12 protein-coding genes and 1 pseudogene are annotated in these 14,856 nt (G+C 67.2%); 9 read left to right on the forward strand and 4 right to left on the reverse strand.

Going from position 1 to position 14,856, the window contains the following annotated elements:
* The first annotated feature begins 487 nt into the window (after positions 1–487).
* A complete protein-coding gene (locus ACZ5YA_RS12175; RefSeq protein ID WP_464092590.1) occupies positions 488–1,870 on the forward strand; it encodes an MmgE/PrpD family protein in 1,383 nt (460 codons plus the stop codon).
* 30 nt (positions 1,871–1,900) lie between these two features.
* Here ACZ5YA_RS12175 and ACZ5YA_RS12180 read toward each other — a convergent pair whose 3' ends face one another.
* Positions 1,901–2,629 carry an IclR family transcriptional regulator gene (locus ACZ5YA_RS12180; protein WP_240633390.1) on the reverse strand — a complete coding sequence of 243 codons (729 nt, stop codon included), beginning with the start codon at positions 2,627–2,629 and terminating at the stop codon, positions 1,901–1,903.
* Positions 2,630–2,790: 161 nt separating this feature from the next.
* On the opposite strand from ACZ5YA_RS12180, the gene ACZ5YA_RS12185 reads away from it, so the two are divergent.
* Genes ACZ5YA_RS12185 through ACZ5YA_RS12210 form a run of 6 tightly spaced genes read left to right on the forward strand, consistent with a single transcriptional unit; the run spans position 2,791 to position 10,260 of the window.
* A complete protein-coding gene (locus ACZ5YA_RS12185) occupies positions 2,791–4,233 on the forward strand; it encodes an FAD-binding oxidoreductase (protein WP_118933827.1) in 1,443 nt (480 codons plus the stop codon).
* Between the two features lie 18 nt (positions 4,234–4,251).
* On the forward strand, positions 4,252–5,616 hold the full coding sequence (gene purB, locus ACZ5YA_RS12190) for an adenylosuccinate lyase (protein ID WP_118933826.1): 1,365 nt from the start codon (positions 4,252–4,254) through the stop codon (positions 5,614–5,616).
* 39 nt (positions 5,617–5,655) lie between these two features.
* On the forward strand, positions 5,656–6,660 hold the full coding sequence (locus ACZ5YA_RS12195; protein ID WP_464092591.1) for a tripartite tricarboxylate transporter substrate binding protein: 1,005 nt from the start codon (positions 5,656–5,658) through the stop codon (positions 6,658–6,660).
* Between the two features lie 37 nt (positions 6,661–6,697).
* Positions 6,698–7,039, forward strand: a complete 342-nt coding sequence (locus ACZ5YA_RS12200; protein ID WP_006391254.1) for a carboxymuconolactone decarboxylase family protein — start codon at positions 6,698–6,700, stop codon at positions 7,037–7,039.
* 13 nt (positions 7,040–7,052) lie between these two features.
* Positions 7,053–7,916, forward strand: coding sequence for a sulfurtransferase (locus ACZ5YA_RS12205; RefSeq protein WP_464092592.1), 864 nt, complete (start codon positions 7,053–7,055; stop codon positions 7,914–7,916).
* Positions 7,917–7,923: 7 nt separating this feature from the next.
* Positions 7,924–10,260 carry a molybdopterin guanine dinucleotide-containing S/N-oxide reductase gene (locus ACZ5YA_RS12210; protein WP_464092593.1) on the forward strand — a complete coding sequence of 779 codons (2,337 nt, stop codon included), beginning with the start codon at positions 7,924–7,926 and terminating at the stop codon, positions 10,258–10,260.
* Positions 10,261–10,452: 192 nt separating this feature from the next.
* On the opposite strand, the pseudogene ACZ5YA_RS12215 reads toward ACZ5YA_RS12210, so the two are convergent.
* Positions 10,453–10,821: pseudogene (locus tag ACZ5YA_RS12215) on the reverse strand (transposase); the annotation flags it as partial.
* Between the two features lie 555 nt (positions 10,822–11,376).
* On the opposite strand from ACZ5YA_RS12215, the gene ACZ5YA_RS12220 reads away from it, so the two are divergent.
* Both ACZ5YA_RS12220 and ACZ5YA_RS12225 read left to right on the forward strand, forming a co-directional pair.
* Positions 11,377–11,550, forward strand: coding sequence for a hypothetical protein (locus ACZ5YA_RS12220; RefSeq protein WP_165867916.1), 174 nt, complete (start codon positions 11,377–11,379; stop codon positions 11,548–11,550).
* A gap of 190 nt (positions 11,551–11,740) precedes the next feature.
* Positions 11,741–12,211, forward strand: a complete 471-nt coding sequence (locus tag ACZ5YA_RS12225) for a hypothetical protein (RefSeq protein WP_464092594.1) — start codon at positions 11,741–11,743, stop codon at positions 12,209–12,211.
* Here ACZ5YA_RS12225 and ACZ5YA_RS12230 read toward each other — a convergent pair.
* A complete protein-coding gene (locus ACZ5YA_RS12230; protein ID WP_464092595.1) occupies positions 12,198–13,205 on the reverse strand; it encodes an NADPH:quinone reductase in 1,008 nt (335 codons plus the stop codon). The two genes, ACZ5YA_RS12225 and ACZ5YA_RS12230, sit on opposite strands and share 14 nt — an antisense overlap.
* Positions 13,206–13,276: 71 nt before the next feature.
* Positions 13,277–14,710, reverse strand: coding sequence for a MocR-like pyridoxine biosynthesis transcription factor PdxR (pdxR, locus tag ACZ5YA_RS12235; RefSeq protein WP_464092596.1), 1,434 nt, complete (start codon positions 14,708–14,710; stop codon positions 13,277–13,279).
* Positions 14,711–14,856: the final 146 nt, after the last annotated feature.

A 14,856-nucleotide genomic window follows, 5' to 3' on the forward strand; every position in this document is an offset into this window, starting at 1 on the left:
ATGACCTCGGCCAGGGGCATCCGCGAACGCCGTGGCGCGATATTCTTGCTTGACCACGAGAAGAGCAAGCCCATGCTCGAAGCACAGGTCAGCCCCCGGGATAAAGTGTTCTCGACGCCAGTAGGCAAAACCCAACTTTCTTCTTCTGTGCGCCTACGCACGCCGGGCAATAGCGAATCACCTCTTCTCGGGTGAAGCCGAAGCCCTCCCCCAACTTTCTCTTAGACACAGCCCAATCAGCTACCGCTCCCTCGCTCGACAGACGCGTCAAGAAGTACAAGGGCTGTAGCGTGTGCGACCTCCAGTAGGTCTCGGCCTGCTGGCCGAGTGCTGTGACGCTTGGTGACGATAGGTCCCGCTGCGCCTGGGCGGCACCTCCGACCTGTTAGGCGCGGACGCTGGAACCGCAGCGAGGGATCACCCGCAGCACTTGACAAACCCACATCAGTTTCGTTGAATGAAATATATTCCATTCAACGAAACGACAATGACTTCCTCCGCTGAGCACACCCTGGTGACCCACCTGGCCGATTTGCAACGGCGCCAGATCTCCCCGACCACGCGCGCGCGGCTGGCGCAGGCGCTGCTGGACTGGTTCACGGCGGGCTGGTCCGCCGCGGGCACGCCGGCCGCGGCCGGCTATCGGCGCGTGGCGCTGGACTGCCAGCCGGGCGCGGGACCGGCGCCCGTCTTCGGCGGCCCGGTCGTCAACGCCAATGGCGCGGCCTTCGCCAATGCCGCCATCGCCCATATCCGCGAAATCGACGACGCCCACCGTGCCGCCATGCTGCACCCGGGCGTGGTGTCGGTCACGCCAGCGCTGGCGCTCGCGGCGGATGGCGGCATGACGCAGCGGCAGGTCGCGGACGCCATCATCGCCGGCTACGAAGTTTCATTGCGCCTGGGCGAGGCCCTGGGCACGCGCCACGCGGCGGGGTTTCATGCCACCGCGACGGCGGGCGCGGTGGGCGCGGCCGCCGCTGCCGGGGTGGCCTTGGGGCTGGCGCCGGCGCCCCTGCACCACGCGCTCGGCATCGGCGCCACCCAGGCGGCGGGGCTGTGGCAACTGGTGGACGACAACGCGCACGAAGCCAAGTCGCTGCATCCGGCCTTCGCGGTGCGCAACGGCCTGGCCGCGGCCTATGCCGCGCGCGCCGGCCTGCCGGGCGCGCAACGCTTCGCCACCGGCGCGCGCGGGCTGTACGCGCTGCTGGCGGGCGACGGTCCGCTGGACGCGCTGGCGGGCGGCCTCGACGCCAGCGAGCGGTTGAACACCGCCACCATCAAGGCCTGGCCCTGCTGCGCCCAGCTCTTCACGCCGCTGGATGCCACCCGCGAGCTGTTGGACGCGCACGCGCCGACGCCCGACGAAATCGAATCGGTCGACATCGAGATATTCACGCACGCGCTGAAGATCGCCGGCGTCGACTGGCCCGCCACGCCCGCCCAGACCTGCTTCTCGCTGCGCTACGTGGTGGCGCGGCTGCTGCTCTCCGGCGGGCTGGGCATCGAAGACATGGAGTCCACGGATCTGCAGGCGCCCGACCTGGTGGCGCTGGCGCGCCGCATCACGGTGCGCACCAGCGACGCCTTCCAACGCGAATTTCCGCGCCTGCGGCCATGCCGGGTGACCCTGATACTGAAGGATGGGCGCCGACTGAGCGCGTTGCGCCAGTTGCGGCGCGGCGATCCCGAAGACCCTTACGACTGGCCCGCGCTGCAGGCGCGCATGCGCGCCTTTGCGCCGGCCATGGATGACGCCGCCGCCCGCGCCATCGTGGCCTGGTGCGAACGCTTCACGGACGAGGGCAATGACGCGCGGGCGTGCCTGCCGGAGCCCGCGTTGTTCGGCTGCGCGGCGCCGCGCTAGGCGACGCCGCGAGGCGCCCGCCCGGGCGCCTCATTCGGATGCGGGCGGCGTCCAGGACGCGGGCGGCGCTGTGCGAAAGCCCTGCTGCGCCAGTTCGTGGCGCGCGATCTCGACCGCCTTGCGCTGCGCCGCCTCGTTGTGGCGCGACGCCAGCCCCAGCACCACCAGCGCGCCGACGAAGGTATCGTCGGCATCAAACACCGGCACGGCCACCGACGCCATTTCCGCGACCCGCTCGGAGCGGGTCATGGCATAGCCCTTTTCATGGATGTCGCGCGCCAGCGGCGTGGCGCCGCCGGTGAAGGCGCGCAGCACGTGCGCCGACGAACCGCCGTCCTTCAGGCTGATGCGCGTGCCGACCTCGACATGGTGGCGCACTTCCTTGGTGGTGTTCTCGCGGTACAGGCAGATGCGGTCGTCGCCGCTGCGCACGTACACGGCCACGGTCTCGCCGGTCTGCGCGACGATGTTGCGCAGCGCCGGCTGCAGGCGCGAGCCCAGGTCGAAGGTATCGCGATACAGCATGCCCATGTGCAGCAACGCCGGTCCCAGCGCGTAGGTGCTGCTGTCGTAGCGATAGATCATGCGCGCCTTGATGAACACGCCCAACAGGCGCAGCAGCGTGGCCTTGTCCAGGCCGGTGCGGTCGGCCAGGTCACGCAGCGAAAGGCGCAGATGGTCTTCGCCAAAGCACTCCAGCACGGAGATGCCGCGTTCGAGCACGCCGACGGGCGGCTTAGGGGAATTCTCGCTTGACACGGTTTCGAATGCTTCCTATAGTTTTGTTCAATAAAACGTATTTTAATCAATGAAACGAAAGACGGCTACCGGACCAGGGAACCGCCGTCCGGGTTTCAACCCAGGAGACAAGCGTCGCGCGACCCGCGAGCCTTACGCCCGCCGCCGCGCACCGTAGCATTATGCCGAATCAGATCGATGCACTCGCCGCCGCGCTGGGCGCCATCGTCGGGCCGTCCCACGTCCTGACCCATGCGGCCGACACGGCCCGCTACACGGCGGACTGGCGCCGCAATTTTCCCGGCGCCGCGCGCGCCGTGGCGCGCCCGGCCGATACGGCCGAAGTCTCGCGGGTGGTGGCGCTGTGCGCGGCGCAGGGCGTGGCGGTGGTGCCGCAAGGCGGCAACACCGGCCTGGTGGGCGGCTCGACCCCCGACGCCTCCGGCCGCGAAGTGGTGCTGAGCCTGGACCGCATGACGGCGGTGCGCCGGGTCGACGCGCTGGACAACAGCATCACGCTGGAAGCCGGCTGCACGGTGCTGGCCGCCCAGCAGGCGGCCGCCGAGGCTGGCCGGCTGTTCGCGTTGTCGCTGGCATCGGAAGGCAGCGCCACCATCGGCGGCGTGGTCTCCACCAACGCCGGCGGCGAACAGGTGCTGCGCTATGGCAATACCCGCGAACTGACGCTGGGGTTGGAAGTGGTGCTGGCCGACGGCAGCGTGCTGCCGCAACTGGGCACACTGCGCAAGGACAACACCGGCTACGACCTCAAGCAGCTCTTCATCGGCGGCGAGGGCACGCTGGGCGTGGTCACCGCGGCGGCCTTCCGGCTCTACGCCCTGCCCCGCAAGGTGGTGACGGCCTGGGCCGCGGTGCCGACGCCGCAGGCGGCGGTGGACCTGTTGGCGCGCCTGACCGACGCGGTCGGCGAGCGCGTCACGGCCTTCGAACTGATCGGTCGCCAGACGCTGGAACAGGTGCTGGCGCACCCGCTGGACGGCATGCGCGATCCGCTGGCGCAGCCCTCGCCCTGGACCGTGCTGTTCGATGTGTCCGAGACGTCGGCCTTGATGGACCCGGAACCGGCCGTCGAGGGCGTGCTCGAGGCCGCGATGGAACACGGCGGCGTGACCGATGCGGTGATCGCCGCCTCCGGCCGCCAGGCGCATGAACTGTGGGCGCTGCGTGAGCACGTGCCGGAGGCGCAGCGGCTGGACGGCCCCTCCATCAAGCACGACATCTCGGTCGCGGTGTCGCGCATTCCCGAATTCATCGCCACCGCCGGCGCCCGCCTGCAGGCCCTGATGCCGGGCATCCGCATCGTCTGCTTCGGCCACGTCGGCGACGGCAACCTGCACTACAACCAGAGCAAGCCGCTGGCGATGGACGACGCCGCCTTCCGGGCCCAAGAGGACGCGGTGCACGACATCGTGCACGACGTCGCCGCGCGGCTGGACGGCTCGATCTCGGCCGAGCACGGCATCGGCCGCCTCAAGCAACACGCCTTCCTGCAATACAAGCCCGCCGTCTCGGTGGACGTCATGCAACGCATCAAGCACGCGCTCGACCCGCGCGGCACGTTCAATCCGGGCCGGCTGCTGCCCCGCCCGGCCCATCACTCCTAAGCCTCCAGGACCCGCACCATGCCCGTTTCCGTCTTCGACATGCAATCGCTCCAGCACCTGTGGAGCACCGATGAACTGCGCGCCATCTTCTCGGAAGAGAACCGCGTCCAGCAATGGCTGGATTTCGAGGCCGCGCTGGCCGAGGCCCAGGCCGAGCTGGGCATCATCCCGGCCGCCGCCGCCGCGCGGATCCGCGCCCAGGCGACGGTGGCCAATATCGACATCGCCGCGATGTCGGCCGAGATCCGCCGCATCAAGCACTCGCTGGTGCCGGCGCTCAAGCAATTGCAGGCGGGCTGCGGCCCCGACCATGGTGAGTGGCTGCATTACGGCGCCACCACCCAGGACGTGGTCGACACCGGCGTGGCGCTGCAGCTCAAGCAGGCCCATGCCGTCTTCATGCGCGACCTCGCCGCCATCGGCCGCGAGCTGGCGCGCCTGGCGCAAAGCCATCGCGACACGCCCATGGCAGGCCGCACCCATGGCGTGCAGGCGCTGCCCATCACCTTCGGGCACAAGTGCGCGGTGTGGCTGGACGAACTGTCGCGCCATCACGAGCGCCTGAAGGAATGCGAGGCGCGGGTGCTAGTGGGCATGGTGGTCGGCGCGGTCGGCAGCCAGGCCTCGCTGGGCGAACAGGCCGCCGAGGTCGAGCGCCGCACGCTGGCCAAGCTGGGGCTGGAGACGGCGCCGATCAGCTGGGCGCCGGCGCGCGACCGCTTCACCGAATACGCGCTGGTGCTGGCCATGATCGGCGCGACGCTGTCGAAGATCGGCAATGAACTGTTCAACCTGCAACGCAACGAATTCGCCGAAGTCGAGGAAGCCTTCTCGGAAGGCAAGCTGGGCTCGTCGACCATGCCGCACAAGCGCAACCCGACCTCGGCCGAGAACCTCGCCGGCCTGTGCCGGCCGCTGCGCGCCAATGCGACGCTGATGCTCGAAGGCATGGTGCAGGAAGGCGAGCGCGACGGCATTGCCTGGAAGATCGAATGGAAGGCGCTCCCCGAATGCTGCCTGATCGCCGGCGCCATGCTGTTCCAGGCCAAGAACCTGCTGGCCGGACTGCGCGTGGACGCCGACGCCATGGCGCTGAACCTGGACCGCATGCGCGGCTACCTGCTGTCCGAACACGTGATGCTGGACCTGTCCGAGCGCGTCGGCAAACAGACCGCGCACGAATGGATCTACGAAGCCTCGATGCACGGCATCACGCACAAGCTCGATTTCGCCCAGGCGCTGCGCCAGCACAAGGATCTGGCCAACCTGCTGGGCGAGGAAGAAATCCTGCGCCTGACCGATCCCGCGGGTTACCTGGGACAGTGTGCCGCCTCGGTGGACAGGGTGGTGCAGCGACATCAAGCCGGCTGGCTGCAAGCCTGACGGTTCCCCTTGATAAAAAATACACAGGAGACAAACACCATGGGCATTTCCTTCGCAAGCGGCGCCATGCGCCGGCTGGGCCGGCGCGCCGCCCTCGTCGCGGCGCTGGGGCTGGCGGCACTGGCCGGCGGCCAGGCGCAGGCGGCATTTCCCGAGCGTCCCATCACCCTGGTGGTCGGCTTTCCGCCGGGCGGCGGCGGCGACCTCTATGGCCGCCTGATCGCCACCGCCATGGGCAAGACCCTGGGGCAGACCGTGATCGTCGAGAACCGGCCGGGCGCGGGCGGCAACATCGCCGCCGGCCTGGTTGCCAAGGCCGCGCCCGATGGCTACACCATCCTGCTGGCCATGAGCGGCAACCTGGCGGTCTCGCCGGCGCTCAAGCCGCAGAGCCTGCCGTACAAGGTGCCGGACGACTTTGCCCTGATCGGCCTGATCCTGGAGGCGCCGCACGGCCTGTTCGTGGCCACGCCGTCGCATTTCAAGACGGCGCGCGAAGTGATCGACGCCGCCAAGCAGAAGGAACTGACCTTTGCCTCCACCGGCACCGGCGGCGCCGCCCACATCGGCATGGAGACCATCAAGGAACTGGGCCACCTGAAGCTCCTGCACGTGCCGTACAAGGGCTCCGGCCCCGCCATCACCGACATGCTGGGCGGGCAGATCGACATGTTCTTCGCCACCGCATCGCCGCTGGTGCCGCAGGTGCAGCAGGGCCAGTTGCGCGTGCTGGCCCTGACCGGCCGCCAGCGCAGCCCGATCCTGCCCGACGTGCCGACCTTCAAGGAGCTCGGCATCGACATGACCATGACGCAGTGGTACGGCCTGGCGGCGCCGGCCGGTACGCCGCCCGCGGTGCTCAAGGTGCTGTCCGAGCACCTGTCGCGCGCGCTGGCGGACCCCACGGTGCAGAACACGATCCGCAAGGACGCCGCGATGGAGCGCGACCTGCCGATGGACCAGTTCAAGCAGTACATCCTCGACGACATCGCCAACTACCGCAAAGCCGCCACCCCCGACCTGCTCAAGCAGATCGGCCAATGACCCAATCCGACCGAACCGATTTTCAGGAGACCCCACCATGTTGCAGAACTGGACCGACACCCTCGCCAACAACCGCAAGGCCGGCGAGGCCCTGGGCAAGCACAACCCGCAGCTGCTGACCGCGTTCCGCGCCCTGAACCAGGCGCAGGGCGCCACCGGCACGCTGGACGCCAAGACGCGCGAGCTGATCGCGCTGGCGGTGGCCGTCACCACGCGCTGCGACGGCTGCATCGCCGCGCACGCCGACGCCGCCCGCAAGGCCGGCGTGACGGAACTGGAGCTGAGCGAGGCCTTGAGCACCGCCATCGCCCTGAACGCGGGCGCCGCCTATGTGTATTCGTTGCGCGCGATGGACGCGCTGACGGCGGGTCAGGGTTGAGCGGGAGCCACGCATGTACACCACCCTGATCAGCGCGGACGAACTGGCCCGCGCCCTGCAAGACCCGCAACACCGCGACATCGTGGTGCTGGACTGCGGCTTCGAGCTGACGGATCCGCAGGCGGGCCGCCGCCACTACGATGCCGGCCACCTGCCGGGCGCGTTCCACGTGCATCTGGAAGACACCCTCAGCGGCCCCAAGACCGGCCGCAACGGCCGCCACCCGCTGCCCGACCGCGCCGCGCTGGCGCGAGCCCTGGCGGCGCTGGGCGTGAACGCGGACACCCAGGTGGTCGCCTACGACAATGCCGGCGGCATGTACGCGGCGCGCCTGTGGTGGCTGCTGCGCTGGATCGGCCACGAGGCCGTGGCGGTGCTCGATGGCGGCGAAGGCGCCTGGAAGGCCGCGGGCCAGCCGTTCACGACCGATGCGTCGGCGCCGCGCCCGGCGGGAGCCCTGGCCGTCGGCGAGGGCCGCCAAGCCACGCTGGACTACCCCCAGCTGCGCCAGGCGCTGGCCGCCGACGCGCGCCGGGTGCTGGACGCGCGCGCCCCCGACCGCTACCGGGGCGAGAACGAGACCCTGGACGCGGTGGGCGGACACATCCCCGGCGCCCGCAACCGGTTCTTTCGCGACAACCTCGGCGTCGACGGGCGCTTCCTGCCCCCCGCCGCGCTACGCCAGGCCTTCCTGGCGCAGCTCGATGGCCTGGCGCCGGACGCTGTGGTGTGCCAATGCGGTTCCGGCGTCACCGCGTGCCACAATCTATTGGCCATGGAAATCGCGGGCCTGTCCGGCGCGGCCCTCTACCCCGGCTCGTGGAGCGAATGGAGCGCGCAACCCGACGCGCCCGTCGCCACGGGCGCCAACCCCTGATCCGCCCATGATCGACGCCTCTTCCCACCCTCCCCGTCCCGACAGCAGCCGCCTGTCCCATAGCGCGCACTGGGGCGTGTTCTCGGCCGCCTGGAAAGACGGCGCGCTCGACGTCCGGCCGCATCCGGGCGATCCCGACCCCAACCCGCTGATCCAGAACTTCACCAACGCGCTCGACCATCCGGCGCGCGTCACCACGCCGATGGTGCGGCGCGGCTGGCTGGAACGCGGGCCGGGTCCGGACGCGCGCCGGGGAAGCGACGATTACGTGCCGCTCGGCTGGGACGACGCGCTGGACCTGCTGGCCGCCGAACTGCGTCGGGTGCGCGACCAGCACGGCCCGCAAGCGGTGTTCGGCGGTTCGTATGGCTGGTCCAGCGCCGGCCGCTTCCATCACGCGCAGAGCCAGGTGCACCGCTTCCTGAACACGGCGCTGGGCGGCTACGTGCGCTCGGTCAACAGCTACAGCGCGGGCGCCTCGGCCGTGATCCTGCCGCACATCCTGGGCAGCATGGACGACGTGGCGCGCCGCAACGTCACCTGGGAACAGATCGTGGCGCACACCGACGTGGTGCTGGCCTTCGGCGGCATGGCGCTGAAGAACTCGCGCGTGGCCAGCGGCGGCATCAGCCGGCACATCGAGCGCGACTCGATGCGCCAGGCCGCGCGACGCGGCTGCCGCTTCCTGAACATCAGTCCGCTGGCCTCCGACCTGCCGGCGGACGCGGCGGCGCAGTGGGTGCGCGCCGTGCCCGGCACCGACGTGGCGCTGATGCTGGCGCTGGTGCATGAGCTGGTGGCCAATGGCTGGCATGACCAGCCGTTCCTGCGCGACTTCTGCGAAGGCTGGGATGGCTTCGAGGACTACCTGATGGGCCGCGCGGACGGCCAGGCCAAGGATCCGGCCTGGGCCGCGCCGATCTGCGGCGTACCGGCCGCGGACATCGCGCGGATCGCGCGGTTGCTGCCGGGCAAGCGCGTGCTGGTGACCGTGGCGCATTCGCTGCAACGCGCCGAACATGGCGAACAGCCGGTCTGGATGGGCGCGGTGCTGGCCGCTGTGCTGGGGCAGCTGGGATTGCCGGGCGGCGGCTACGCCTACGCGCTCGGCACGCTGGCGCACTACGGCAAGCGCAGCAACGCGGTGCCGGTGGCGTCGTTGCCGCAGGGCGTGAACGGCGTCAAGGCGTTCATTCCCGTGGCGCGCATCGCCGACATGCTGCTGCATCCTGGCAAGCCGTTCGACTACAACGGCAAGCGCATGGACTACCCGCACATCCGCCTGGCCTATTGGGCGGGCGGCAACCCGTTCCACCATCACCAGGACCTCAAGCGCCTGTCGCGCGCCTTCGCCACGCTCGACACCTTCGTGGTCCACGAGATCGGCTGGACCGCCACCGCGCGTCACGCCGACATCGTGCTGCCCTGCACGATGACGCTGGAACGCGAGGACATCGGCGGCGCGCCCACCGATCCGCTGCTGGTGGCCATGCACCGCATCGCCGCCCCCAACGGCCTGGCGCGCGACGACTACGACATCTTCGCCGACCTGGCCGAACGGCTGGGCACGCGCGAGGCCTTCACCGAAGGCCGCAGCAGCGGCGAATGGCTGCGCCACCTGTATGAAAGAACCCGCGCGGCCCTCGAGGAAAAAGGCCTGGAGGCGCCGGACTTCGACCAGTTCTGGAAGCGCGGCGAGTTGACCCTGCCGCAGCAGGACGACGACGGCGGCATCCTGCGCGCGTTCCGCGACGATCCCGCCGGCAAGCCGCTGCCCACGCCCAGCGGCAAAGTCCAGATCAGCTCGCCGACCGTGGCCGGCTTCGGCTACCCCGATTGCCCCGGCCATCCTGCCTGGCTGACGCCACAGGACGCGCCGACGCCGGCGCATCCGCTGTTCCTGGTCGCCAACCAGCCCGCCACCCGCCTGCACAGCCAGCTGGATTTCGGCGCTCACAGCGCGTCGCAAAAACGTCAGGGGCGAGAAGTGTGCACGCTGCACCCCCGCGATGCCGCGGCCCGCGGCATCGGCGAAGGCGACATCGTGCGGCTGTTCAACGACCGCGGCGCCTGCCTGGCCAGCGCCACGCTCAGCGACCGCATCATGCCAGGCGTGGCGCAACTGCCCACCGGCGCCTGGTACGACCCGGTGCGGGACGAGCGCGGCGAGGTGACGCTATGCGGCCACGGCAATCCCAACATCCTGACGCGCGACGCCGGCACCTCGTCGCTGGCGCAAGGTTGCAGCGGCCAATTGACGACGGTGCAGGTCGAGCTCCATGACGGACCGTTGCTGCCGATCCGGGCCTTCGAGCCCCCCCCCACGGCAGCGTCCGCGCGCTGATGCCGCGCCCCCCGGGCTGGCGGGCGGCACCGCGCCTTCCACTTCGACGCCATGCGCGAACTGTGCGTAGTCATCTGCCCGGCCCGGCTATATCCCCATGTCCAGGGCGCCCAGCGCGGCACCTTCCCGAGGCCGGCGCCCCTCCCCCGAGGATGCCCGATAGCGGCTTTGGGTAGCCACCTGGGGTCAAGCCGGCACACCCCGGCTCGCCAGCGCTTGGCGGGGGTCGGCGGAATCTAGTTCTTCACGTAGTACGCCGCGGGCTTGAACAAACAGCGATCGATAGACTGCTTCGTGCGAAACACACATGATCTTTCCGTCAGGAAAATGACGCTTCAGCCATCCTGAAATTTGTTCTGGTGACCAGTCAGCCTCCAACAGGCGTATCACGATACTGCGCAGCTGCGGTTCACGGGACAGCAGGTAAGGCTTCGGTCGCAGACCACGCTTGAGGAACTGCTTTTCAGCATCGTACGCTCGGTACTTCCCTGGTCCACCATTGCGGCCGACCTCTCTCGAGATCGTCGATGCTGAGCGGCCTAACTGGCGACCAATAGCTCTACGGGGTGAGTGCTGATGACTGTTATCAGCCTGAAGCGGCCGCTTGGTTGAATTCTATTGATGACCGATCATGGCCGAGAACGGCCATAGTCTAGGGCTAGCAAGTCACCGGCCGACATGCCGCATGGATCGGACGGCGCCGTCAAAATGGCGAACGTTATTCCTGCCACTCAAACCCTGAGCTGCGGAAATGGGGTTCTCCCTTTTTGTTGAAGTTCACGTATCGGCGTGGAGATTTGACAACACCCAGAGCCTTAGCCTGCGACAAGAGGTCGCACCCAAGACCTGTTTGCAGCTTGCGCAAGCCAGAATCGCAGTACAAATCGAACAGTTCAACGATTTGCATGAGGCCTGGCGGTAGAATCCGGCCGTGCATCGGGAACATGGCGCCCGCCGCGCTGAGCTTGCCGGGACGCGGAGAGTCCGTGTTCCCCAACCCCACAGCGCAAGGTGAAATCCGGCAGCCCGATCTCACACTCGTCGGAATCGGGCTGATGCGCTTCGTGGCCCTCGCGGCTATCGCTCGTTTGTCCTTGCCCGGCCCACGAGTAGTAAATGAAGCTGCTGAAGCAGCGTTTTGAGGAAATGATGAATTTTTGGGTCCCTGTAATCTTCGGTACGTTCAAGCTCCTCGTGTTGGGAACAGGCATGTTTCTCGCCATCAAGTCCCATTACGATGGAGAAAAAAAGGAGAAGAAGGAAAAGGAGAAGGAGATGAACGCAACGTAACAGGGACCTCGTTGCTATTGGGGACATCCTGATCGCGGCGCTCGATGCAGCGGGATCGCGATGCTAGATGTTCTCGTCCAGATCGTCGAGCTGCACCGCTCGTGAAGGACCGCTATACGGAACGCGGTCCGGCGAAGCGAAGGATTGCGGGGCCGCAGGGAGCAGTCAGCGCCTATAGACCATGTAGGCAATGCCGAGCATTCCCATTACCGTGCCGCCGACTATGAGCGCGACGCTTTCCGTCAGCTCGGAGCCGTGCACGTACAACAGCAGGCACGTCACCGCGATGAGCGCGATCGATGAAACCAGCAAGAACAAGCGCCACTGGGTTCGTATCGCTCGCCATGCTTCACTCAGCGAAAATCCGCGGCTACGCATGGGCCGTGACGCCAAACAAAAGCCTGATTCCGATTCCGCCAAACATTCCGCCCTGCAAAAACCCACTCCATATATTCCATTGATTTCGCCTGCTCCAAAGGCGACGGCCTCCCGCTGCCGCCTCGATGCGGAGCGCCAGAGGCGTGCAGGCGATTCAGGCGAGCAACGACGGAAAGAGGCTGGCGAGGATTACTCGCGTCAGGAAATGAGACGAACGGCGCCGCATGTCATCGCGTTGCCCACCCAATCCCCGTCGGACATGGGCAGGGCTACGGTTTCATGATCAGGCGCACCCCTCTTGCCGCCCCGCTCTCGAGGCGGCGATGCGCCTCTGCAACTTCGGACAGTTGCAGTATTTCCAGGTTGCGCGGTTTCAGCGTGCCTTCTGTCAGCAGTTGATTGACATGGTTGGCCGCCATTTGCAGGTCTGCGCTACTGGCATTGCTGATCGCAAATCCGACCAGGCGCGCATCACGGGTGTACAGCGCCCCGACCGGGAGTTCCGGACGAGCCTTCAACCCGGCCATCAGGACCACTCGTCCCCCATGGGCGATCAGGCCAACCGCCTTGTGGAGGTCATGGCGGCCCGATGTGTCGAGATGGACATGGATGCCCTCAGGCGCCGCGGCACGGATTTCGTCCACGAGATGCTCATCGCTATAGTCGAGCACCACGTCCGCGCCCAGCCTGCGGCAATAGGCCTGATCGGCCGCCGCCGCGGAGGTGATGACTCGCGCGCCGGCACGCGCGGCGGTGACGATCGCTGCGCTTCCCACATGGCCAGCGCCGCCCGCGATGTAGACGGTCTCGCCTGCCTGGGCCTGCCCATGCTTGATGATCGCCAAATAGGCTGAGGCCGCGGGGTGGAACGCCCCGACGGCAACTTCAGGCTTCACGTCGTCCGGCAGAGGGTAGAGACGGTCGGCCGCCACTACCGCATACTCGGACGTACAGCCTTGCCGGCCGGCATGCCCCAGACTGTTGGACCAGACGGCGTCGCCAATCTTGAAGGGACTTGCGCTGGAGCCCACCGCCGCGACGGTTCCCACCAGATCCCTGCCGACCACGAACGGGAACGGCAGCGGCGTCATGTATTGGCCAGATCTCACGAATGTGTCGATCGGGTTTACCGCCGCGTACTTCACTTGTACGAGTACGTCCGTGGGACCAGGTTCTGGCACACGGATCGGCTCAATGCGAATTTGCTCCGCAGGGCCACGTTGATCGATCCACGCGGCGCGCATTGTGCTACGAATAGAAGACATGCTTGCGATCATGGACCATTCGCCGGAGGGAAGAAAGGTGCAAGAACTGGCGAAATCAATGGGACATGCTCGCCAGCCGCAGATCAATCATCCAGATCCTGCAGCGCGGCCTTCAGCCGCCGCACCGATGCCAACGCCTCTTCGGGCGTGGCGAAATTGGCAAACCCCATCAACAGGCCACTGTCTTTTCCCTTGCGCATCCGCCAGTTGCTCAATGCGTGAACAGGAAACCCCTGAGCATGCGCGGCGGCGGCCAGCGCCTTGTCGTCTTGCGGGTGTTTGAGACGAGCGAGAACGTGCATGCCGCCCACTTGCGGCTGTACCTGCACGCGGTCGCCGTATGTCTGGACCAGCGCATCGACCAAATAACCGTGCCTTTTGCCGTATAAGGTGCGCATCTTGCGCAGATGCCGGGCAAAATGGCCTTGCTCGATGAAGTCCGCGACCATGGCTTGACGCAAGATGGAGCCCGAACCCGACAGGTTGTATGCCATGTCCTGAAACTTGCCGACCTGGGAGGCTGGCACGACAAGATACGCGAGGCGCAAGCCTGGAAACAGGACCTTGCTGAACGTGCCGCTGTAGAGTACCCGTTCGTCGCGATCGAGGCATTTCAATGCTGGCAACGGCCGGCCGTGGTAGCGGAATTCGCTGTCGTAGTCGTCTTCAATGACCCACGCCCGGTTGCGCCTGGCCCAATCCAACAGTTCCAGCCGCCGCGGCAGCGACAGCGCTACGCTGGTCGGACTTTGATGGGTGGGCGTGACCACCGCAAAACGCGCCAGCGGCGCTCGCCGCTCGCCTGCGCCGACATCCAGACCTTCTTCGTCGACCGGAACCGGTGTCAGACGCATGCCGGCGCACTCCAGGCACCAACGAGCGTTGATGTAACCCGGATCCTCAAACCAGCCCTGGTCCCCTGCGCGCAACAACGTGCGGCACACCAGTTCCAGCGCCCCGCGGTACCCCGTAGTCACGAATACCTGCTGAGGCGAACAGGTGATGCCGCGCGAGATACCCAGATAAGTGGCAATGGCATCCCGCAAAGGCATGTACCCAGCCGGATCGGGGGCGGTCATCGCCGCCGTCTCCAAGGTACGCACGTTGCGCCCCGCCAACCGCGCCCACACCTTGCGCGGAAAGGCATCCAATGCGGGAAGACCTAGTTGAAATGGCAAGGCCACGCCGAGCGACGCGTGCGGCGAACGCAAAGACTCGCGCTCAGGGTTTGCCACGACTATCGCCTTGCCCGGATCCCGCAAATTCCTCAGCCTGGGAGACACGATAGTGCCTGCCGCACCGCGCGCAACGAAGTAGCCTTCGCTGGTCAACATTCCATATGCAGATTCGACAGTGCCTCGCGCCAGGTTCAATTCACTGGCCAGGCTGCGCACCGACGGGACACGATCTCCCGGCTTGAGCTTGCCGCTGGCGATCGCCTCGCGATAACGCCGATACAGCTGTAAATAAACCGAGTCGCCTTTCCCTCGGCTGGGCGTCAGGTATTGAGCCACCATAGCCATGTCCCACTAATTTAAAAAACTCTTGCACCTTCTTGCTAGGGCATGGGTGTCCTACATTCGGATGGACCGACAAAGGAAAGCACGTGTCCCTCTTCGATTCATCCTTCTCGAAAACGACCATGATTTTTCAGGCCGCCTTC

It is taken from the genome of Achromobacter sp. JCM 18799, from assembly GCF_055395645.1.